The sequence below is a fragment of the Streptosporangium amethystogenes subsp. fukuiense genome (assembly GCF_042665875.1).
GTDB lineage: Bacteria > Actinomycetota > Actinomycetes > Streptosporangiales > Streptosporangiaceae > Streptosporangium > Streptosporangium fukuiense.
This window is the reverse complement of the sequence record NZ_JBHTEE010000001.1, coordinates 1,075,853-1,097,227: the sequence shown is the minus strand read 5'-3', so window position 1 is coordinate 1,097,227 and position 21,375 is coordinate 1,075,853. Positions and strand designations below refer to the sequence as shown.

The window sequence follows — 21,375 nt, the reverse complement described above, 5'->3', positions numbered from 1 at the left end:
CGCGTCCGTGGGGGCCGGCGGGGCGAGTGTCAGCTGGGGAAGTCGCCCGGCTTGATCCGCTTCGGCTTCACATTGCCTCCGGTGACGGAGTGCAGGGTGATCTTCCAGTTGGTCCAGCGGGTCTGGGCCGCGGTGTAGACGGTGCGGAACCGTACGGACTTGCCGAACTGCTCGAACCGGCACGACCTGGTGAAACTACGGGCCTTGGAGTCCCAGTCCTCGCCGAAGGTGTAGTAGACCTTGTAGCTGCCGTCCCGCACCCCCTGGATCTTGAAATTCGACTTCTTGCGGACGTACACGGTGACGGCCTTCCGCTTGCCGCGCACCAGGACGATGACGGCGTCCTGCCGGGTGCCGTTGCTCAGCTGGAGATAGGCGCGACTCGGACGGCCCTCGGAGGCGATGAACCTGCCGTTGGACAGCCGGCGGGTGCGCTGCTTGGGCGCCTTGACCGAGATGACGCTCGCCGGATAACCGCTCAGCCCGTCGGCCGCCTTCTCCACGTCGGACAGCTTCCCCGCCCTGTCCATGCCGGTCAGCACGGCGGGTCCGGTGCAGAACCGCTGTTCCTCGGCGTCCTGGCGGGCGCCTCCGAAGTCGGTCGACAGGGTGCGCAGGGCCTCGACGTAGTCGTCGTGCTGGACCTTCACCTCCGGAGGAGGGGCCAGCTCGGCCAGTCGGGTCACCGCGCCGTCCACCGCGGCGGAGGTCTGCTCCAGCCGCTTGTCGAGGGTCTTCAGCCCGCCGGTCGCGGCCAGCTTCTTCACCGCGTCACGCACCGGGCCGCGCGCCTGCTCCAACTCGGCCCGGTACTCCTCGGGCGTCAGCGTCACGGGGGCGGGTGAGCCGGTGGGCGGCGCGGAGACCTGGCCGCCGGCCCCCTGGCCCACCCCTGCCACACCACCCGCGGTGGCCGGGCCGGACACCTTCTCATCCGAGGAGGCGGTGCAGGCGGTCAGGGCCACCAGGGTTGCCACGGCACAGGCGAGGAAACGGGGGGTAGTCACTCACCAAACTATTGCCGTATCGCTCATTGTCCGTCAAACCGCGCCAAGGAACGGCAGGTCATGGAATCCCGAACCGGTTTCGGGTGCTTCGCGGTGGCCGATATGGCGGCGCGAGGTCATGTCCGCCACCACGGACGGGACAACATGATCTACCCCCGCCCCACCTGAAGAGCCGGAGGTCGATATGTCCCTTCATACCGACCAGTACGGGTGAACATCCTCGCCCCGGCTCCCGCCGGAATGCACGGAAGAAACTCCGGGAAGCCCGGGTGCTTACCTAAACCAGGTTTTTCACCTCCGAAGGCCACCCACCCCGTGAGGAGTTCCCGGAAAACCATGCCGCCGGATCAGGAGACCTTTGGAAACAACTACCCTCGTCACCGGAGGCGTAGCTCAGAGTGATTAAACGCCTTTGATTAATTCTTGTCAGGAACCCTAGAGCAATCAGACTGAACCGCTACCTTTGCCTCCCTGAGATGACCGTTCTCGCACTTCGCACCTAGCGTGAGTCAGATCCAGACGCCGTACGGGTGTCGTCCCAGATACCGGTCAGGCGTCTCACCAACCCGGGTATCTCCCAGGGTTCCACCGATTCGGCAGGGAGTGATCTCTCATGATCATCCTTAGGAACATGCTCGCAGCTGGCGCGATGGTCGTCTCAACCCTCGCCGCCCCCGTAGCGCTGTCGGCCCAGCCCGCCAGCGCGGGCACCGTGGCCCAGAAGGCCGTCACGACCACCCTCGTCTCCGCTGAGAAACCCTGCAGGTTCCATAACAATCCCGCGAGATGCTTCGCCAGGCGCGGCGGCGGTGGTGGAGGCGGCGGCGGCGGAGGTGGCGGCGGTGGCGGCGGTGGCGGAGGCGGTGGCGGAGGCGGAGGCGGCGGCGGCGGCGCCAATGTCAGCAACGTCAACACCAACACCAACGTCATCGGCGGCGGAGGCGGAGGCGGCGGCGGAGGCGGCGGCCCCCGTGGCGGCGGAGGCGGCGGCGGAGGCGGCGGCAACACCGGCGGAGGCGGCGGTGGTGGTGGCGGAGGCGGCGGAGGCGGAGGCGGCGGCGGTGGCGGCTGATCCACGGAGAGCATCGCCAAAGGCACCCGGCACCGTACGTGCCAAGCGATGAATCACTGAGAACCTCCCCGGCCCGAAGGCCGGGGAGTCCTCCATCGCGTCGGATCAAGCCGCGGGGGAGGGCGGAAACACCGGCCCCCACGACCGGGCCGGTTCCGGCCGCGGGGGCGTCGGCGGATCGGAGGCTTCCGCGCCGGCCGCCCTGGGCGCCGACGCCCGCCGCCGACGGCGGGGATCCCGATCACGGTCGAGACGTCACCCGGATCTCAGCCGGACGGCCGGACCACGAGGAGCGAACGCGGGCGCTTGGTGAACTCCGCCTCGCCCGTGACCGTGAACGTCTCACCGTCACGCGCCAGCGACAGCCGGCCCGAGGGGGCGGAAAGGCACAGCGTGTCGGCCTGCCACTGCTGGTAGTGGCGTGAGAGCTTCACCCTTGCGGCCAGCAGGCTGAGGAACACCCGTACCCGGGGCAGCCGGTCGGCGGCGGCGAGCACGCGGATGTCCAGCAGACCGTCCTCCAGACGCTGCCGCCTGGCGGGGGCACCACCGCGTGCCTCGTAACGGCAGTTGCCCACGAACACCGTCCAGACACGTCTGGGCACACCGTCCACGATGAGATCCACCGGCCGCGCGCCCCCGGGGCCGAGTACCTCGGCCAGGGCCCAGAACAACGCGGGCCACGTACCGATCCGGCTCTGCCGTCGCTCCCTGCTCTCCGCCAGTGCCTGATAGAGGCCCACACTGACGGAGTTGACGAACGTCCGGCCCGCGACCTCACCGACGTCGACGGCCACGAGGTCACCGTTGCGGTACGCCTCGGCCGCCTCCTGCGCGGTCTCGACTCCGAGTGCGCGGGCGAATCGGCCGCGGACGCCCGTGGGGACGACCAGCAGCGGGGTCGCCGCACCCGCCGCCTCCTGTGCCGCGAGGTTGACCACGGCGTCCCCGCCGGCCACCGCGAGCACCTTGGCCCGCGAAGCCGCCTCCCGCACGGCGGCCCCGAGGTCGGCACCCGGCGCCACCTCGACGACCTCGGCCCGGGGCAGGGCCGCGCGTAGCGTCTCCGCCGTTCCCGCCACGGCGTCGGCCGCGCCGTCGACCACGGCGACCGTCCCCTCGCCTGCCGGGTCGAGCAGCGCGGAGGGCGCCGTGAGGGCGGCGCGGGCGTGCCCCGCCTCTGCGGCGTCGGGCCAGATGCGGCGGGTGACCAGTCCCGCCGCCACGCCGATCCCGGCTCCCGCGAGCACGTCGCCCGGATAGTGCACGCCGGTGTAGACGCGGGAGAAGCAGACGGCGGCCGCGAGAAGCGCGACGGGGACCGCGACCGCGCGAGGCGCCTCCATGGCCACGGCCGCGGCGAAGGCGGCGGCCGAGGCGGAGTGGCCCGAGGGGAACGACGCCGAGGTGGGCATCTTGATCAGCCGGGCGAGCGGGAGTCCTTCCGCCGACGGCCGGCTCCGGCGGAAGGCCTGCTTGCCGACCAGGTTGACCAGCGGGCTGGCCAGGCTGACCGCGAGCAGCCCTCTGGTCGCGGCGCGGCGCAACGGCCGGCGCCCGCTGACCGCGAACGCTCCGGCCACCCCGGCCCACAGCAGGGAGTTGTCCGCCGCGCGTGACAGCGCGGGTACGACACGTTCAAGACCGGGCAACCTCGCGCTCGCCACCATGGCGAACACCCTCCGGTCCAGCCTGCTCAGCCGCGAGCTCAACCGCATGCGTCACACCCTCCCGCGACGACGAAGAACGACGACAGACGAACGGACAGTCATTCGATTCTGCCGCCTACCCCGACAGGCGGTGCTCGGCACGCACCCACCGCTTCCATACTTCTCGCCAGAACGGTTTTAACGACACGGTCCCGCTACTCGCCCGCCGCCCCGGGCACGGGCACGGCTTCGGGCACTGCGGGGATCACCGGTTCGTAGCCCCGGGCGGCGAGTTCGGCCTCGATCGCGGCGCAGACGGTCTCCACCACCGTGACGCGGGCCAGGCGTTTGTCGTCGCCGGGGACCACGTGCCACGGCGCCTTCGGGTGGTCGGTACGAGCGAGCATGTCCTCCACCGCGGCCTCGTACAGCGGACGCTTCTCGCGGTTGCGCCAGTCCTCGTCCGTGAGCTTCCATGCCCGCAGCGGGTCACCGGCCCGGTCCTGAAAGCGCCGTAGCTGCTCGTCCTCGGAGACGTGCATCCAGAACTTGACCAGGATCATGCCCTCGGCCGTGAGGGTCCGCTCGAACTCCACGATCTCCCCGTACGCGCGGTCCCACTGCTCCTCGGTGGCGAAGCCCTCGACCCGCTCCACCAGCACCCGGCCGTACCAGGAGCGGTCCAGCACGGTCATCCCGCCCCAGCCGGGCAGGACCGGCCAGAACCGCCACAGGAAGTGGTGGCGTTTCTCGTCGTAGGTCGGCGCGGCGAACTGCGCGACGCGAACGTGGCGCGGGTCCAGCGGGCGCACCAGCCGCTTGATGGCGCCTCCCTTGCCCGAGGCGTCCCACCCCTCGAAGACCACGCACAGCGGCGGACCGATGCGCTGCTCGCCGATCTGACCTCCGAGCGTGAGCCGCAGGTGGAGCAGGCGTTCGAGAGCGGCGTCGAGACGCCCGGAGGCCTCGTTCTTGGTGAGCTTCCGTGACAGGTCAACCTCAGCCAGGCGATTCATGCTGACAAGCCTCGCATGCCCCGTCCCCCGCGCGGGCTCCGGTCGCGCCGTCAGGTCAGGCGTTCCCGGTAGACCTTCCTGGCCCGGCCGATCAGGTCGAGATGGTCGGTGAGCTGCCCGGCCGTCTCGAAGACGCCCTCCTCGCGAAGGAGTGTCTCCAGGGCGTCCAGCCACTCCAGGCACCAGGCGACGTCCTCGGCCCTGGCCACGTGCCGGCCGTCCACGTCGAGGTAGACCGGGCTGGTGTGGGCGTACACCTCGTCGGTGAAGGACCGCTCGTGCGGGCCGCCGGTGGCGAGGGCGACCACGTAGGTGGGGTCTCCGGCGACCAGTTCCGCGGTCAGCTCGCCGGGCGGCCCCTCGGCCAGCACGCCGTCGGCTGTGCGGATCTCCAGCCGCTCCACCTCGGGACCCACCGACCGGGCGGTGATCGTGATCCGCTCGCCCGGCGACAGGTCCAGAGTGGCGCCGGGGCCGCGGCCGCCGGCCGACAGCTCCAGCCAGGGTCCGGTGGTGCCGAAGGTGCGTCCCCGCCTGATCGCCTCGGCGAACGACGTGGCGGTCAGCTCTCCGTCCACCCGGGCGTAGACGCGCGCCCAGCCGGGCGGGTTGGACTGGTTTCCCCGCCGGGCGAAGGAGACCATCGCATCGGTGCCCGCGGTGACCGCGATGCGGTTGCCCGCCCCGATCAGGTGCCGGTAGACGACGGCGGTCGCGGTGATCGAGGTCTGGCTGAGCACGTCGAGGGTGTCGACGAGGCCGAGGGCCGCGTCGGCGACGATCTCCCTGGAGGAGCAGTTGCGTCCCCACAGCAGTGCCTTGTCCGGTGCGTCGGCGTCGGCGAACGGCGTGTGAAAGGGATGGCTGTAGCCGGTTACCGCGCCGAGGCCGCGGAGCTCCTCGCAGGCGACGCTGTTGGGCGGCCAGTCGGCGGTGCCGAGGAAGCCCGTGTGGAACCGTGAGGGGGGAGCCGAGACGCCGAAGGCGTAGAGGTGGCCGAGCAGGTCGTTGCGGTACTCCACGCCGATCCTGGCCAGGTGCGAGGCGTCGGACCAGGGCAGGTCACGTCCCGCCCAGTGCTCCAGCGCCTCTGAGTCGTAGACCCGCTCGGAGGAGACGTTCCCCGCGACCAGGTTGAGGACGTGCAGGTCCTCGCCGTGCTGCATGGCCCCCGCGAGCTCGGGCGTGCCGACCATGTCACCCGCCCAGTTGAGGTGGACGTGCATGTCCCCGCCGTACCAGCCGCGGGCCGCCGCGTCGTAGAGCCGTTCGGGGGTCAGTTCGACAAGGGTCTCCTCCCCCGCCGCCGGGGTGAGCGTGACCTCGGCGGAGCCGTACTCCATGCCTCTGGTGACCCGGACCGTCAGCGCCTCGGCCGGGACGTCCAGGACCAGGTCGTCGCCGTGGAAGTAGGGCATCACGTGGTAGTCGTGTCTTTCGGGGGCACCTTCGGGGTACCAGCCCTGCCCGTGCTCGCCGTACACGCTCCACTTGCACGCCAGGCCCGCGCGCACCCGCAGGCGGGCCGCGGGGGCACGGCGGGCCAGTGACGACAGGTCGACCGGCAGGCCGTCGGCGACCACCTCGCTCCGATTCGTGATCTTGATGAGCCGGGCGCCGCCGGGGCCGACCACGTGTGCCCGCCCGTCCACCAGCACGGTGACCGCCTCCGGCCTGGCGGAGTCGACCAGCAGCGTCGTGCGCAGCGGGATGCCGTCCAGCACGGCCCGCGTCCGCGCCTCGACCGTGACGCCCTCCTCGCCGAGACGGAGCGCGGCGAGGTTTTCGAGCACCCTGCCCGCCAGGACGCCGCGGACCACCTCGTCCATGTCCAGCTCGTCGAAGCGTTCCCTGAGCGCCTTGAACGACATCCCCGGGTAACGGGCGCCGAGCATGCCGTAGCAGACCTCCCAGAAGGTCGTCGTGCCCATCAGGTAGGCGTCGGTGGCCATCGATCTGACGTAGTAGATGGGGTCCTCGCCCCAGGTGACCCCGTGTTCGGCCAGCAGCGCCCGGTACTCTCCGAGCGCCCGCGCCACGGTGAGAGGCATGTTCGGATCGTCACACATAGGGCTCTCCGCGCGGTAGGACTCCCGGTGATCGCCGCTATCGTGACACGCCGGACACGGGGCATCGCGTACACCCGTTCCAGGGGGAGGAATTCATCCCTGCCGGAGGGACAAAAGCGCTCCCGAGGCGGTGACGATCCGCCCCGAAGGCGGGCGTGCCCACGGGGCGGACGGTCCAGGTGGATCCCGTCCGCCCCGGAATCAGCGGGTCCCGGTCCGCTCCGCGGCGGGTTCGGCGCTCCCCGAGGAGGCCGGCGTGCCCAGCCGCATCCGCATCGCGTGCTCCACGAGGGCGATGAGCACCTCCTTGCCCGACTCCCGCTGCCTGGCGTCGCACAGCACGATCGGGATGTCCTCGTGGAGGGTCAGCCCGAGCCTGACCTCGTCGAGTTCGTAGCGGCGAGCCCCATCGAAGCAGTTGACCGCGACGATGAAGGGCGTCTCGCGCCGCTCGAAGTAGTCGAGCGAGGGGAAGCAGTCGGCCAGCCTGCGGGTGTCGGCGAGGACCACCGCGCCCAGCGCGCCCAGCGCCAGCTCGTCCCAGAGGAACCAGAAGCGCTCCTGCCCGGGCGTGCCGAACAGGTAGAGGCGGTAGTCGTCACCGATGGTGATGCGGCCGAAGTCCATCGCGACGGTGGTGGTCTGCTTGGTCTCCACGCCCGACAGGTCGTCGACACCGATACCCCGGTCGCTCAGGGTCTCCTCGGTGCGCAGCGGCTCGATCTCGGAGACCGCGCCGACCAGCGTGGTCTTGCCCGCGCCGAACCCTCCGGCGACCAGGATCTTGATCGCCTTGGGCAGCTTCACGCGCCCGGCGTCGCGGTTAGAGCGCACGGAGTCCATCGAGCACCGCCCTGTACAGCATCTCGTCGTGCATGTCCGTCTCCGAATGCGGTTCTTGCATGGCGATGAATCCCTGGTCGAGCAGGTCACTGAGCAGGACACGGACCGTGCCTGCCGGAAGGTTCGTGTGGGCGGCGATCTCCGCGACCGACTGGGCCTGCCGGCAGAGCCGGACGATGGCCAGGCACTCCGGGTCCAGGCCCGGCTCCCTCGACGAGACCTGCCGAATGGTCACCACCAGGGTGATGAGGTCGAACCTGCCGCGAGCCGGTTCGGTCCTGCCCCGCGTCAGGACGTACGGCCTGACGATCGGCCCCGCCTCGTCGCCGACCCACTGGGCCTCGGGCTGCTCGTCGAAGATACTCATCGCGTCCCGTCGCCTCTGAAGGAGGAGTCGACAGTCCGGGTGGGCGAGGTGAGGTACTGGCCGACGCGGGTGACGAGCATGGCCATCTCGTAGGCGACCAGGCCGACGTCGGCCTCGGCGCCGCAGAGCACCGCCAGGCACGCTCCCTGCCCGGCGGCCGTCACGATCAGGTACGCCGTCCGCATCTCGATGATGGTCTGGCGCATCGGCCCCCCGCCGACCCGGTCGCTGACCCCCCGGCCCAGGCTCTGGATCGCCGATCCGACGGCGGCCAGATGTTCGGCGTCCGCGGGGGGGAATCCCGCCGACGCGGCGAGCAGCAGGCCGTCCGTGGAGAACACGATTCCGTGCTGAGCTTCCTCCACCCGCGAGACCAGGTCGTCCAGCAACCAGGCCAGGTCCGTGAAAGATCCTGTTCCCTGCACCACTCGTTGTCCTCTCCTTCTGCCTGCCGATGTTCCGTCGCCGGCTCTCGGCGCCTCGTCGGCACCGGCCCGGCACGCGCTCACATACTGGGGTCACACGGCGGTCCCGCCCTCGTCCACGGGGTCGCCTGCCTGCCTGGTCAGCTGGGCCGCGTCGTCACGGCCGCGGCGCGTGCCCAGCTGAAAGGACGTCATGGCCGCGCGGATCATCTCCGGGGAGCGCTCGTCGGCGCCGTCGTCGTCCGGGGACACCGGTGCGGCCACCTCGTCGTCCTGCAGCGGGGCGGCGAGATGCGTCTGGGGAACACGCCTCGGGAGGCCGCCCGGCGTGTGGCTGCTGTCGGGCGGGGGCAGCACGGGCGGCAGTGCCGCCCCCGGGCCGCCCGAACGTCCGGGAGCGGGGGGACCGGGGTTCGTGAGGTCGGGCAGGCTCACAGGTGCTCCGGAGTCGGGCAGTCGCCTGGGTGCCGCGGGATCGGCGAAGCGGCCGGGGGCCGCCGGATCGGCGAGATCCACGGGAAGGTCCGGGTCGGCGACGCGGCCGGGAGGGGCGGGTTCCCACGTCTCGGGCCAGGCCCCCGAGACGGGCTCGGCGACGGGCTCTCCCTCGGCGGCGCCTGTCCGCACGGGGCCACCCGCGATGCCCAGGGGATCGCCGGCCCGGCCGCGGACCGCGGCGACCGCGGAGGTGGTGCCGTTCATCTCGCCGCTGCTCGCCGGGCGCGCCTGCGGCACGCCGACGCCGACGGAGGGTTCCGGCTCCTCCTCGTTGATCAGCTCCTGCGGGATGAGGACGACGACGGTCGTGCCGCCGTACGGGGACGCCTTGAAGGTCACCCGGATGTCGTGCCGCTCGGCCAGGCGGCTGACGACGTACAGGCCCAGCCTGGCGTTGCCGGAGAGCTTGAGCTCCGGGGGGTTGGCGATCCGCTCGTTGGCGCTCGCGATGTCCGCGGCGCTCATGCCCAGCCCCCGGTCCTCGATCTCCAGCGCGTAGCCGTGGGCCACGAGTTGGCCGCCGACCTGGACCGTGGTGTAGGGCGGGGAGAAGGACGCCGCGTTCTCGACGAGCTCGGCGATCAGATGGATCACGTCGCTCACGGCCCGGCCGTCCAGCGCCACCTCTCCCAGGGGCATCACGTCGACCCGGGTGTAGTCCTCGATCTCGGCGAGCGAACCGCGGACCACGTCGATCATCGGGACCGCGTCGCGCCAGGCCCGGCCGGGCGCGGCGCCGGAGAGCACGAGGAGGTTCTCCGCGTAGCGCCGCATCCGAGTCGCCAGGTGGTCGAGCCGGAACAGGTCGCGCAGCTCCTGCGGGTCGTTCTCGCGCCGCTCCATCACGTCGAGCACGCTCAGCTGGCGGTGCACGAGCGACTGGGTGCGGCGGGCGAGGTTGCGCAGGATGTCGGCGATGTCGCGACGGAGCTGGGCCTGCTCCGCGGCGACCTTGATGGCGGTCCGCTGCACGGCGTTGAACGCCTGGCCGACCTGGCCGATCTGGTCGTCGCCGAACTTGAGGGGCGGCGCCTCGGCCGCGACGTCCACCACCTGCCCGTGGCCGATCCGCTCGACCACGGAGGGCAGCCGCTCGTTGGCGAGCTCCCAGGCGGCGGCCCGCAGCTTCTCCAGTTGCTGGACCAGCGCGCGGGCCGTGGTGATGGCCAGGACGACCGAGGCGATGACGGCCACGAGGCCCAGGCCGCCGGCCAGTGCGAGCCGCACTATGACGCCGGTGGCGACCGGACCCGACCGCTCGACCACACCGCTTCCGGCCGTGAGCACCGCCTCCGTCAGCTTGGTCTGTGCGGCCTGGGCGTCGGAGCTCCACCGCGTGATGTCGACCGCTCCGGTCGACACCACGCTCGCGTCCCCGATCAGCTGCTCCTCCATGGCTCTCAGCCGGGTGAAGTGCTCACCGGCGGCCAGCTGCCGATAGGCCTCCTGGTCGGCCGCGGGCAGCTCGGCCACCGCCTCGGTGAGAAGGAAGCGCCGCGTGCCGACGATCTGCGTGAACCTGACCTGCTCGCCGTCGGCGAACCGGCCCGCGGTCAGGGCGCCCATCACCAGGGCGTCTCCCTGGGACAGCAGGTCCCGGGCCCGGTTCATCCCGATGAGCGTGCGGGTGTCCTTGGCGAGTTCGTCGTCGTCCAGCGTGGCCAGCGAGTCGTAGACGCGGTAGACGGAGTCGACGATGTCGGTGAACTCCGTGGCCGCCCAGGTCCGGCCGCCCCGGCCCGTGTCGATCGCCTTGCGCACGGTGGCCAGCTCGTCCAGCAGCCGGCGGGTCTCGGCGATACGACGCCCCAGGGCCGAGCTTCCCAGCAGCTGCACGCTGCTGTTGGCGGTGAGTTCCCGGAAGTTCGCGCCCGCGGCGTCGGTGCGCCCGCGCTGGGCGGCCAGCACGTCGCGCCGCCGACGTTCCATGCCGCCCGCGCCCAGCGTGATCGCGGTGAGCCGTCGTTCCGCCTGCAGTTCGACGATGAGCCGCTCGCCCGGCTCCGCCACGTCGGTGTTGAGGGTCGCCACGCCGAGCATGTTCAGTCCGTCACGCACCGTCACCCATGCCGTGAACGCCCAGAGCGCGGTGAGCGACACCAGAAGTGCCGTGACCTTGGTCCGCAAGCTCGCGTTACGCAAGCGCATGGTTATACACCCCGGGAAGCAGAAAGAAAAATAGACGGCATTTTCTTGTGGCAGTCGACGCAAGTAGTTCAAACGGTCGCCACATCGCACGGATCAGCGGGACAACCCACATCACACCCGCCGAACCCTAGCAATGTCACTAAACACACTCAAGGCGGGACAGAGTAGATGCACCCTTCTGTCCTGTTTCGAATTCACAGTCAATTTTCAATACGAGCCGTCCCCAGGAAGTGAGAGTGCGCGCCGTGCCAGGTGAAGCGCGCCCAGAACGGCCGCCCTGACGATCGCCACCGGCAGGTACAGATCCTTGTCGACCCAGAGTGACGGCGCCTCACCGTCCCGGATGGCCGCCAGGCGGCGGTATCCGCGCTCCACGGCCTCCCGCCACCGCTCCTCCCCCCGCGCCGCGCCGGTCAGCAGCAGGGTCTGCAGCGCGTAGGCGGTCTCCTCCGCGCTGCCCTCCCACCGGCCCCACGACCCGTCGGCGCGCTGGGTACCGAACACCCACTCCACGGCCCCGCCCACCGCGCCCGCCGACTCCTCGCCGCCGAACTCGTGCAGCGCGATCGCGCAGCAGGCGGTGGCGTAGTACGGCGAGACGTGCCAGCGGTCCGTCCAGCTGCCGTCCGCTCCCTGGCGGCCGCGCAACCACGCCGCCACCTTGGTCACGACGGCCTCGTGGCGAGGTTCTCCCCCGCACCCGCGCAGGTACTCGCCGAAGGCGTCGAGCACGTGCGCGTTGGTCGTCGGGGACATCCCCTCCTCCCCGCGCCAGGTGCAGAAGTGCGTCTCCATCTCGAACGGCCACAACCCCTCGGGCTCGTGCGGCTCGCCGATCAACGCCAGCGCGTACAGGGCGACGGAGGTGGTGTCGGCGTCCTCGGGAAGGCCGGGCCCCGTGGCGGTCCCCTCGGGGCCGAGCCCGTCCCGCAGGCTCGCGGCCAGCTCCGGTGGCACGTCCACCGGGATTCCCGCGCGCCGCAGCCAGCTCAGCGTCCAGCCGCGTTCGAACACGGTGATGGGCAGGGCGCAGGGCACCGGCCCGCCGGTGGAGGCCACCACCGCCTCCAGATAGCGCCGTACCGCCGCTTCCTGGCCCGGCCTGGACCCGGGCGACGCGGCCAGCCAGGCGGCGCCCGCCGCGGGCGAGGCGCCGACGGCCGCCATCCCGCCGGGCATCGGCGTGGGCAGGATCCCGGAGGCCGCCGTCGTCTCCGCTCCCGCGACCTCAAGGGCGTGGACCAGCTTCTGCGGAATCTCCGCGCCCGACGTCAGCCACGCCCTGACCGCGGCCAGCTTGGCACCGTTCACGCCCGGGGGCGGTTTCGGCCCCTCCCCGCCGAGGTGGCCGTCGATCAGGGAGAACAGGGAGGACACGATGAGCTCGATCGCCGGGGTGTCCGGCGGGGAAGCGGCGGAGCGGGAGTGGTTCCGCACGGCCTCCAGCCCGCGACCGGCCGCCTTGACGAGCGGGCCGGGATCGGCGGAGGTGCCGCGCCCGATCTCGGCCAGCAGCGCCTCGACCGCGCTCAGGGTGGGGACCAGGGCGTGGTCGCCGGACGACTGCCAGCCGCCGTCCGGCCGCTGGGTGGCGAGCAGGAACCCGATCCGCTCGGTGTGCCCGGCCAGCCACGGGGCCAGGCTCACCAGCCTCCCCGTCTCGTACGGGGAGGCGGACACCTGCCCCCAGGGCCGGGCCAGCAGCCCGGCGACCAGCTCGCGCGCCTCGGCGGCCGTGTCGATTCCGTCGCCTACCCCGGTGCCGCTCTTCGTGCCGCTCCCCGCGTCGTACCCGTCGAGGGTTCCCCGGCCGATCGCCGACGCGACGCCGAGCACCGCGGGGGCGAACAGGCGGTCGACGCTCACAACGCCCCCCAGTAGTCGCCGACCTGGTAGAAACCGGCACAGAAGTCCATCTGCCGTTCCATGTAGCCCGCCAGCTCCGGATGTTCCTCCCGGAGCGGGGCGACCAGCCTTCTGCTCCGTGCCGCCAGCTCGGCGATCCGCCGCTCCACCTCGGCGCGGCCGACGTCGAGCAGCAGGACGTTGAGGTCTCCCCAGGCGACGTCCCGCTGGTAGGTGCCCAGGTCGTTGAGGAGGCGGATGACCCGTTGCACGGCCCGGCCCGCCTCGCGCAGCGGACCGACGTCCGTGACCGCGCCCTGGTCCGTGACGTGGATCCAGTGGGCCGCGAACACGAAGGAGAAGCCGAGGTTGTCGGCGTTGTCGAGATACTCCTCGAAGGTCGGCGTGACCTTGTCGTTCTTCCAGCGCCACTCCGCGAGCATCCCGTCCAGCATGCGTTCCAGCTCGTCGCGCCAGATCGGCCCGAGCTCACCGAAGGCGGGCGAGGAGGCGAGCTCGTCGCGGATGTCGGCGAGCATGCGGGTGAGGTCGTCGCCGGGGACCGGCGGCCCCCCGGCGGCCACGTCCAGGCACCGCCGGGCGATGTCCGCCACCTCGGCCGGCGAGGTGGCGACGTAGTCGACGAGCCAGTCCAGGCCGAACGCCCACAGGGAGGTCCTGTTCGCCATCCGCAGCTGCTCGGGGGTGAACCAGGGCCCGCCGAACGCCATGGCCAGCGACAGGGTGCTGTACAGGGCCGCGTCGAAGGGCTTCGCGGAGAACAGGCCGGGATAGCTCTCCGCCCACTCGCGCATCTCCCGCTGGGAGTGGCCGGCGCGGGCACAGATCGCCCCGGCCTCCATCGCCTCCGGCCGGACACCGGGGTCGGGTCGCCCCGTCATCGCGGGTCCCCGGCCCGATCGTGCCGGGACACGCCCAACGCGACCTTGTACTTGGGGCGCAGCGAGGCGGCCCACCCCGTGACGAACGGCACAGGCGTGCGCACCGACATCCGGAACCGGCTGAGGATGCTCGCGACCACGAGTGGCGTCTCGATGTAGAACAGGGGCTCGCCCAGGCATTTGTGCGGTCCGCCGCCGAAGGGGAAGTAGGCGTACTTGTGCCTGCGCTCCTCGCTCTCGGACCTGCCGGGCGCGAACCGCTCGGGGTCGAACTCGTCCGGGCGCTCCCAGAACTCCGCAAGCCGCTGGGTGGCGTACGGGGCGATCAGCACCGTCGAGCCGGCCTTGATCCGCACGCCGCCGACCTCCGCGTCCTCCATGACCACGCGGGGGAGCATCCAGCCCGCCGGATACAGGCGCAGGGTCTCCTGGAGGACCATGCGGGTGTAGACGAGGTGGGGGATGTGCTCGGGGCGGGCCGGTCCCTCGCCCACCACCTCGTCGATCTCCGCCTGGAGCCTGGCCTTGACCTCCGGGTGCTCGTCCAGCAGCAGCCACAGCCAGGTGAGGACCATCGCGGTGGTCTCCGACGACGCCGCGTACACGCTGACCAGGGCGTCACGGATCTGCTTCTCGGTGAGCCGGTCGCCGTTCTCGTCGACGGACCGGCAGAGCACGGAGATGATGTCGACATTGTCGTCGGGGGCGGCCATCGCCTTCCTGACCACGGGAAAGACCACATTGTCGATCTTCTTGACCGCCTTCAGGAAGACCCGGTCCCCGGGTATCCGGAGGTAGTACGGCATGAACGGCATCAGAATCCGGTAGACGAGCGAGTGGGACGCCCGTTCGAAGGCGGGGATGATGCGGTCCCCGTCCTCCCTGTTCAGCTTGTCCCCGAACAGCACCCGGTTGACGATGTAGCTGAGGATCCTGGACATCTCCGTGGCCGCGTCGAAGGTACTCCCGGAGTCGGCGTACTCGTCCCACTCCCGGACGCGTCCGGCGACGCGTCTGGCCACCTCCTCGGTGATCGTGGCGACGTACCGCGTGGTGAACAGCGGCTGCAGGACCTTCCGGCTGTTCTGCCAGTGCTCGCCGTCGCTCATGATGCTGTGCCCGAAGATCCGCTCCAGCGGGCGCCAGAACATTCCCAGGCGCTGGTAGTTCGTCCATTCGACGCGCATCACCTGCTGGACGTGGTCGGGATGGGTGACCAGGTAGGGGCGGAACGGCCCCAGCTCCAGTCGGACGACCTCCCCTCCGGCCTCCCGGGCGAACTCGGCGAGCGCGGCCGCCGGTTCGCGGTACAGCTTCGGCAGAGCCCTGCGTATCGAAACGGACCTCACTCGGCGACCGGGACCGGCATGCACGTCGATGGCCATGGACAAACGTCTCCCGCCTCCCGTGATGTGAATTCGCGCAGCATAAGACAACCGCCCGCGCGGGTGAGCGCGGCGGTGTTCGGAAACGGGACATCCCACTCGTCCCACTCTCACTCGGCGCGCACATAACGACTGGTCAACCGGCGAATCAGGATCGACCAGCCGACAATCGTTCTGGGGCGCTCCGAGTCTCCTCTCCTGTCTCATTACCTGCTTTAAGCACTAAAGTGCATCACATCGCAGCATTGGTAAATCTTCGCACGAAGTATCACATGATCTACCAGAAGTGATCAAGCTCGTATTCGATATAAACCTTGCTAGTTCCGGACACAGACCCCGTTAACCTGCGCTTAACGCGGTCGCTTAAATGGCGGGTCGGTCTCTCGTCGGCGCCATCGCCCGAGGTCACCCAGGGTTATCTGAGGCCCGTGCCCGGAGTCGTCAGTCGCCCCTGTCGAAGGCCGCGAGGATGCGGTCGGCGGCCAGCGAGGGGGTGACCTCACCCTCGGCGACCTCGCGTTCCACCTCGGTGACGATCGCCACGACCTCGGGGTGCTCGCGGAGCCGGGCGAGCAGCCGGTCGGTGACCATCGCCCAGGTCCAGCGGACCTGCTGGCGACGGCGGCGCTCGGCGAGCTCCCCCGAGGCCTCCAGCGCGTCACGGTGCCTGACGACCTGGTGCCAGACCTCCTCCAGGCCGTTACCGGTCATCCCGCTGCAGGTGAGCACCGGAGGCGTCCGCTCCGCGCCCAGCAGGCGGAGCGCTCCGGCGAGTTCCCTGGCGGCCTTGCGCGCGTCCAGTTCGTGAGAGCTGCCCTCGGCGCCGTCGGCCTTGTTGATCGCGATCACGTCGGCCAGCTCCAGCACGCCCTTCTTGATGCCCTGGAGCTGGTCGCCCGTCCTGGCCAGGGTGAGCAGCAGGAAGGTGTCGACCATGTCGGCGACGGTGGTCTCCGACTGGCCGACGCCGACGGTCTCCACCAGGACGACGTCGTACCCGGCCGCCTCCACCACGACCATCGCCTCGCGGGTCGCCCTGGCCACCCCGCCCAGGGTGCCCGAGGTGGGCGAGGGGCGGATGAAGGCGGCCGGGTCGACCGCCAGGCGGGACATCCTGGTCTTGTCACCCAGGATGCTCCCGCCGGTACGGGTCGAGGACGGGTCGACGGCGAGCACCGCCACCCGGTGGCCCGCCCCGGTCAGCCGCGTGCCGAGCGCGTCGACGAACGTGGACTTGCCGACACCGGGCACGCCGGTGATGCCGACCCTGCGCGCCGCGCCGGCCAGCGGGGTCAGCTCGGCCAGCAGCCGCTGGGCCAGTTCCCTGTGGTCGGCCCTGGAGGACTCCACCAGTGTGATCGCCCGCGCGATCCACACCCTGGAGCCCTCCTTCACCCCCTGGACGTAGTCGTCAAGCGTTCGCGTCATGGCCCAGCCGGGTGAGCAGGTCCGCCAGCAGTCCCTTGGCCGCGTCGGCGATGACGGTGCCGGGCGGGAAGATCGCGCTCGCGCCCGCGGCGCGCAGCTCGTCGAAGTCGCCCGGCGGGATGACCCCGCCGACCACGATCATGACGTCCTCCGCGCCCAGCTCGGCCAGCGCCTCGCGGAGCGCGGGCACGAGCGTGAGGTGGCCTGCGGCCAGCGAGTTCACGCCGACCACGTGCACGTCCGCCTCGACCGCCTGCCGGGCGACCTCCTCGGGCGTCTGGAACAGCGGGCCGACGTCCACGTCGAAACCGAGGTCGGCGAAGGCCGTGGCGATCACCTTCTGGCCCCGGTCGTGACCGTCCTGGCCCATCTTCGCCACCAGGATGCGGGGGCGGCGGCCCTCCAGCCGCTCGAACTCGGCGCACGCCTCGCGGACCGCGTCCACGCCGGATCCCACCTCCTCGCGATACACGCCGGTGATCGTACGGATCTGTGCCGCATGCCGCCCGAACACCCGCTCCAGGGCATCGGAGATCTCCCCGACCGTGGCCATGGCACGGGCCGCCTCGATCGCCAGCGCGAGCAGGTTCCCGTCGCCCGCGGCCCCCTTGGTGAGTGCCGTCAGTGCCTCCTCCACCCGCCCGGGGTCGCGCTCGGCACGCAGGCGGCGCAGCTTGTCGAGCTGCTGGGCGCGTACGGAGGTGTTGTCGACCTTGAGCACCTCGATGGGCTCGTCGGCGTCGGGCCGGTACTTGTTGACGCCGATGACCGGCTGGCGCCCGGAGTCGATGCGCGCCTGGGTACGGGCGGCGGCCTCCTCGATGCGGAGCTTGGGCAGCCCGGCGTCGATGGCCTTCGCCATGCCCCCGGCGGCCTCCACCTCCTCGATGTGGGCCCATGCCCTGGTCGCCAGCTCGTGGGTGAGCCGCTCGACGTAGTAGGAACCGCCCCAGGGGTCGATCACCCGGCAGGTGCCCGACTCCTGCTGGAGCAGCAGCTGGGTGTTGCGGGCGATCCGCGCGGAGAAGTCGCTGGGCAGGGCCAGTGCCTCGTCCAGCGCGTTGGTGTGCAGCGACTGGGTGTGGCCCTGGGTCGCGGCCATCGCCTCGACACAGGTGCGGACGACGTTGTTGTAGACGTCCTGGGCGGTGAGCGACCAGCCGGAGGTCTGCGAGTGGGTCCGCAGCGAGAGCGACTTGGGGTTCTTGGCTCCGAAGCCGGACACCAGCCGCGACCAGAGCAGCCGGGCGGCCCGCAGCTTGGCGACCTCCATGAAGAAGTTCATGCCGATGCACCAGAAGAACGACAGGCGCGGCGCGAACCTGTCGATGTCCATGCCCGCCTCGACACCCGCCCGCAGGTACTCCACCCCGTCGGCGAGAGTGTAGGCGAGCTCCAGGTCACAGGTGGCCCCGGCCTCCTGGATGTGGTATCCGGAGATCGAGATCGAGTTGAACTTCGGCATCCTCTCGCTGGTGTACGCGAAGATGTCGGAGATGATCCGCATCGAGGGGCCCGGCGGGTAGATGTAGGTGTTGCGGACCATGAACTCCTTGAGGATGTCGTTCTGGATGGTCCCGGCGAGCTGCTCGGGCGCCACCCCCTGCTCCTCGGCGGCCACGACGTAGAGCGCGAGCACCGGAAGCACCGCGCCGTTCATGGTCATCGACACGCTCATCCTGTCGAGGGGGATCCCGTCGAACAGCTGCCGCATGTCGTAGATGGAGTCGATGGCCACGCCCGCCATGCCCACGTCCCCGGCGACGCGCGGGTGGTCGGAGTCGTAGCCCCGGTGGGTCGCCAGGTCGAAGGCGACCGACAGCCCCTTCTGCCCGGCCGCCAGGTTACGCCGGTAGAAGGCGTTGGACTCGGCCGCGGTGGAGAAGCCGGCGTACTGCCGGATGGTCCACGGCTGGTTGACGTACATGGTCGGATACGGACCGCGCAGATAGGGCGCGGCGCCGGGATAGGTCTCCAGGAAGTCGAGACCGTCGGTGTCGGCGGCGGTGTAGAGCGGCTTGACGTCGATCCCCTCGGGCGTCTCCCAGACCGGGCCACGAGATCCGTCCCCCGCGGCGGGACCGGGCACCGCCGGTCGCGCACCGAGTTCGATCTCGGAGAAGTCGGGAATCATCGAGCCACCCCCAGGTCGTCGAAGGTCGTCCGGAGCGCGCCGAGCGCGTCACATCCGGTGTAGAGATTGGCGTCCACGCCCTCGAACCCGCCCTTTCCCGCCAGCCAGATCCTGCGCGCCCCCGCATCCCTCAGCGCGGCGGCCACCGCCTCGGCGTGTTCGGCGTACAGCCGGTCGCTGGAGCACAGGCACGCGACCTCGGTACCGGCCGCGGAGAACGCGGCGGCGATCTCCGCGGGGTCCGTCGCGGCGCCACCGGCCACGGTGGCGATACCGCCCGCCTGGAACAGGTTGGCCGCGAACGACGCCCTGGCGGTGTGCGCGGCCACCGGGCCGATGGTCGCCAGAAAGACCTTCGGCCGGCTCGCCTGAGCGTCGGCCAGGTCGCGCAACGACTCGAACTCCTGCGCGTAGTGCACCCCGGTACTCCCGGTGGGCCGGGCCTGCCTGACCAGGGGCCGCTCGGCGAGGTCGGGGAACTCGCTGACGCCGGTGATCGGGTCGAGGCGCCTGGCGATGTCGGCCGAGCGCCGCTCCCAGGTGGCGGCGAGCCGTTCTGCGACGAGCGCGGAGCCTTCGGCCGTCCCGGCGCCCCCGGCGCGCTCGATCTCCTGGAACCACTCCCAGGCGCGCGCGGCCAGGTCCTCGGTGAGCCGCTCGACGTACCAGGAGCCGCCGGCCGGGTCGATCACCCGGGCCACACCGGCCTCCTCGACGAGCAGCGACTGGGTGTTGCGCGCGATACGGCGGGCGAAGGCGTCCGGCAGGCCGAGGCGGGCGTCGAAGGGCTGGACGGTCACCGCGTCGGCCCCGCCGGTCCCGGCCGCGAAACAGGCGAGCGTGGTGCGGAGCATGTTCACCCACGGATCGCGGGCGGTCATCATCGCCGAGCCGGTCACCGCGTGCTGCCGCTGCCCTCCGTCGGGGGCGCCGCACACCTCGGCGACACGCGCCCAGAGCCTGCGGGCGGCCCGGAGCTTGGCGATGGTGAGGAACTGGTCGGCGGTGGCCGCGTACCGGAACTCCAGTTGCCCGAACGCCTCGGGCACGGTCAGGCCGGCACCGGTCAGGGTACGCAGCGCGGCGACTCCGGCGGCGAGGGAGCAACCGAGCTCCTCGGCGTCACCGCCTCCCGCGTCGTGATGAACGGTGGCGTCCACCGTGACGGCCCTGAGGCCGGGGTGGTCCCGAACGCAGCGGCGGGCCAGCTCGATCGCGGTCTCCGCGTCGGCGAGCGCGTCGGCTCCCAGGTTCCCCTTCAGCGTGCCGGCGTTCTCGCCCGCCAGTCCGAGGAGCACCTCGGCCGCCTCGCGGGTCCGCTTGCCCGCGTCGAGCGTGACCGAGATCAGATCCAGGTGGACCCGCTCCAGGGCTCGCGGCAGGTCCTCGGGGGCGAGGGTGAGCCACAGTGAGGTGACGCCGTTCTCCAGGTCCGTGAGGATCGCCGCGGAATCGGGCACTTCGTGGCGCTGGCGCACCTCCCAGCCCCCCTCGGGGGCGGAGCCCCTGATGTAGGGGGCGGATCCGGGAAGGCCGGGATCGCCGGGCAGATCGGACGCGTCGTAGAGCGGTGCGATCGTCACACCGTCGTAGGTGGTGGAGGCCAACGCCTCCTCCGGGGAGCCGGTCTCGACCCCGGACTTGCGCAATACCCCGAGCGCCAGCTCCCGCCATCGCTCACGCGTGGTCGGTGGGAACTCGGCGGCCGGTCGGGGTTCCTCAGGCGACACCGTCATGCACCGGATACTAAAGGTTGCCTTTTTTCGAACTCTCCCCGGGCTCTGGACAAACCTCAGCAGGAGGGGCGTCGGAGGGAGCCGAAGGGGGATTCCCGGACCATGCGGAAGAATCCTTACGCAGCAGTCTGAGATAGCCGTACGAGAAGGCGACCAGCACGTCGACCGCCTCCTCCAGGTCGGGGTAGCGCCCGTCGATGTGGCCGATCGCCATCGCGTTGGTCAGCGCGCCGACCCCGTCGGCGATCATCTCCAGGCGGCGCCTGTCGCTCTCCCGCTCGGTCGGGAAGCCGAACGAGGCCAGGTCCGCGACCAGGTGTGCCCGGTAGGCGGCGGCGGTCTCGACGGCGAACTCCTGCAGCGGCGACGACGGGTCGTGCCGGGCGCGCAGGCCGAGGCGGAAGAGCGCGGGGTGCCTGCAGATGGCCTCCAGCGGTATCCGGAAGGCCTCGCGGTGGCGCTCCCTGTCGCCGGGGACCTCGCGGGCCCGGTGCCGCGCCTCGCGCATCGCCCCCCGCAGCCGCTCCCCCGCCTGCTCCCCGAGCGCCCGCAGCAACTCCTGTCTGTCTTTGAAGTGCACGTAGAAGCTGGACTGGGCGATTCCCGCCGCTTTTGAGACCTTGACGGTGGTCAGCCCCGCCTCACCCTCCTCGTCGAGGATCGCGAACGCGGCGCGGATGAGGCGGCGCCTGGTCAGATCCTTGGCCTCGCTCCTGCTCAGGGGTGTGCTCGTCACTGCCGCCTCGCTTTCCGTCCACCGATAAGCCTACCGGCGAACTTCCGCTCGTACCCGGTGCAAACAACTCCCCTCAGGGACTTGTGCGATTTTTCACCGATAGTACTATCGGTGA

General features: G+C 71.0%; 16 protein-coding genes. 1 reads left to right on the top strand and 15 read right to left on the bottom strand.

Annotated features, from left to right (window positions below; genetic code table 11):
- Window positions 1-29: 29 nt before the first annotated feature.
- A complete protein-coding gene (locus ACFQVD_RS04705) occupies window positions 30-1,007 on the bottom strand; it encodes a hypothetical protein (protein ID WP_343966688.1) in 978 nt (325 codons plus the stop codon).
- A gap of 631 nt (window positions 1,008-1,638) precedes the next feature.
- On the opposite strand from ACFQVD_RS04705, the gene ACFQVD_RS04700 reads away from it, so the two are divergent.
- Complete coding sequence (locus ACFQVD_RS04700) at window positions 1,639-2,079, top strand: hypothetical protein (protein WP_386270517.1); 441 nt, start codon at window positions 1,639-1,641, stop codon at window positions 2,077-2,079.
- A gap of 266 nt (window positions 2,080-2,345) precedes the next feature.
- Here ACFQVD_RS04700 and ACFQVD_RS04695 read toward each other — a convergent pair whose 3' ends face one another.
- The 14 genes from ACFQVD_RS04695 to ACFQVD_RS04630 form a co-directional block, all read right to left on the bottom strand.
- Window positions 2,346-3,797: a bifunctional phosphatase PAP2/diacylglycerol kinase family protein gene (locus ACFQVD_RS04695; RefSeq protein ID WP_364147733.1), complete on the bottom strand. Its 1,452-nt coding sequence runs from the start codon at window positions 3,795-3,797 to the stop codon at window positions 2,346-2,348.
- A gap of 146 nt (window positions 3,798-3,943) precedes the next feature.
- Window positions 3,944-4,744 (bottom strand): polyphosphate kinase 2 family protein, encoded by an 801-nt coding sequence (locus tag ACFQVD_RS04690; protein ID WP_343965390.1) that lies wholly within the window; start codon window positions 4,742-4,744, stop codon window positions 3,944-3,946.
- 50 nt (window positions 4,745-4,794) lie between these two features.
- The gene (locus ACFQVD_RS04685; RefSeq protein ID WP_343965388.1) at window positions 4,795-6,795 is read right to left on the bottom strand and encodes a CehA/McbA family metallohydrolase; all 2,001 of its coding nucleotides are present in this window, start codon (window positions 6,793-6,795) and stop codon (window positions 4,795-4,797) included.
- A 219-nt stretch (window positions 6,796-7,014) separates the two neighbouring features.
- Window positions 7,015-7,656 carry a GTP-binding protein gene (locus tag ACFQVD_RS04680; RefSeq protein WP_343965386.1) on the bottom strand — a complete coding sequence of 214 codons (642 nt, stop codon included), beginning with the start codon at window positions 7,654-7,656 and terminating at the stop codon, window positions 7,015-7,017.
- Entirely contained in the window at window positions 7,637-8,023 is a 387-nt protein-coding gene (locus ACFQVD_RS04675) for a DUF742 domain-containing protein (protein ID WP_343965383.1), read from the bottom strand. The genes ACFQVD_RS04680 and ACFQVD_RS04675 overlap by 20 nt, the downstream gene beginning before the upstream one ends.
- Window positions 8,020-8,451, bottom strand: a complete 432-nt coding sequence (locus tag ACFQVD_RS04670) for a roadblock/LC7 domain-containing protein (RefSeq protein ID WP_343965380.1) — start codon at window positions 8,449-8,451, stop codon at window positions 8,020-8,022. The genes ACFQVD_RS04675 and ACFQVD_RS04670 overlap by 4 nt, the downstream gene beginning before the upstream one ends.
- A gap of 90 nt (window positions 8,452-8,541) precedes the next feature.
- Window positions 8,542-11,094: a sensor histidine kinase gene (locus ACFQVD_RS04665; protein WP_343965378.1), complete on the bottom strand. Its 2,553-nt coding sequence runs from the start codon at window positions 11,092-11,094 to the stop codon at window positions 8,542-8,544.
- Between the two features lie 207 nt (window positions 11,095-11,301).
- Window positions 11,302-12,960: a prenyltransferase/squalene oxidase repeat-containing protein gene (locus ACFQVD_RS04660; protein ID WP_343965376.1), complete on the bottom strand. Its 1,659-nt coding sequence runs from the start codon at window positions 12,958-12,960 to the stop codon at window positions 11,302-11,304.
- Complete coding sequence (locus tag ACFQVD_RS04655) at window positions 12,957-13,841, bottom strand: terpene synthase family protein (RefSeq protein ID WP_343965374.1); 885 nt, start codon at window positions 13,839-13,841, stop codon at window positions 12,957-12,959. Before ACFQVD_RS04655 ends, ACFQVD_RS04660 begins: the two co-directional genes overlap by 4 nt.
- On the bottom strand, window positions 13,838-15,190 hold the full coding sequence (locus ACFQVD_RS04650; protein WP_343965372.1) for a cytochrome P450: 1,353 nt from the start codon (window positions 15,188-15,190) through the stop codon (window positions 13,838-13,840). The genes ACFQVD_RS04655 and ACFQVD_RS04650 overlap by 4 nt, the downstream gene beginning before the upstream one ends.
- Before the next feature lie 477 nt (window positions 15,191-15,667).
- Entirely contained in the window at window positions 15,668-16,654 is a 987-nt protein-coding gene (gene meaB, locus ACFQVD_RS04645) for a methylmalonyl Co-A mutase-associated GTPase MeaB (RefSeq protein ID WP_343965370.1), read from the bottom strand.
- Entirely contained in the window at window positions 16,638-18,788 is a 2,151-nt protein-coding gene (gene scpA / locus ACFQVD_RS04640) for a methylmalonyl-CoA mutase (protein WP_343965367.1), read from the bottom strand. The genes meaB and scpA overlap by 17 nt, the downstream gene beginning before the upstream one ends.
- The gene (locus ACFQVD_RS04635) at window positions 18,785-20,524 is read right to left on the bottom strand and encodes a methylmalonyl-CoA mutase family protein (protein WP_343965364.1); all 1,740 of its coding nucleotides are present in this window, start codon (window positions 20,522-20,524) and stop codon (window positions 18,785-18,787) included. The genes scpA and ACFQVD_RS04635 overlap by 4 nt, the downstream gene beginning before the upstream one ends.
- Window positions 20,525-20,534: 10 nt before the next feature.
- Window positions 20,535-21,260: a TetR family transcriptional regulator gene (locus ACFQVD_RS04630; protein WP_343965362.1), complete on the bottom strand. Its 726-nt coding sequence runs from the start codon at window positions 21,258-21,260 to the stop codon at window positions 20,535-20,537.
- Window positions 21,261-21,375: the final 115 nt, after the last annotated feature.

Excerpts from the sequence above, each read along its gene's own strand:
- ACFQVD_RS04700 (WP_386270517.1), top strand. The coding sequence starts at position 1,639 with ATGCTCGCAGCTGGCGCGATGGTCGTCTCAACCCTCGCCGCCCCCGTA.
- ACFQVD_RS04695 (WP_364147733.1), bottom strand. The coding sequence starts at position 3,797 with ATGCGGTTGAGCTCGCGGCTGAGCAGGCTGGACCGGAGGGTGTTCGCC.
- ACFQVD_RS04690 (WP_343965390.1), bottom strand. The coding sequence starts at position 4,744 with ATGAATCGCCTGGCTGAGGTTGACCTGTCACGGAAGCTCACCAAGAAC.
- ACFQVD_RS04685 (WP_343965388.1), bottom strand. The coding sequence starts at position 6,795 with ATGCCTCTCACCGTGGCGCGGGCGCTCGGAGAGTACCGGGCGCTGCTG.
- ACFQVD_RS04680 (WP_343965386.1), bottom strand. The coding sequence starts at position 7,656 with ATGGACTCCGTGCGCTCTAACCGCGACGCCGGGCGCGTGAAGCTGCCC.
- ACFQVD_RS04675 (WP_343965383.1), bottom strand. The coding sequence starts at position 8,023 with ATGAGTATCTTCGACGAGCAGCCCGAGGCCCAGTGGGTCGGCGACGAG.
- ACFQVD_RS04665 (WP_343965378.1), bottom strand. The coding sequence starts at position 11,094 with ATGCGCTTGCGTAACGCGAGCTTGCGGACCAAGGTCACGGCACTTCTG.
- ACFQVD_RS04655 (WP_343965374.1), bottom strand. The coding sequence starts at position 13,841 with ATGACGGGGCGACCCGACCCCGGTGTCCGGCCGGAGGCGATGGAGGCC.
- meaB (WP_343965370.1), bottom strand. The coding sequence starts at position 16,654 with ATGACGCGAACGCTTGACGACTACGTCCAGGGGGTGAAGGAGGGCTCC.
- scpA (WP_343965367.1), bottom strand. The coding sequence starts at position 18,788 with ATGATTCCCGACTTCTCCGAGATCGAACTCGGTGCGCGACCGGCGGTG.
- ACFQVD_RS04635 (WP_343965364.1), bottom strand. The coding sequence starts at position 20,524 with ATGACGGTGTCGCCTGAGGAACCCCGACCGGCCGCCGAGTTCCCACCG.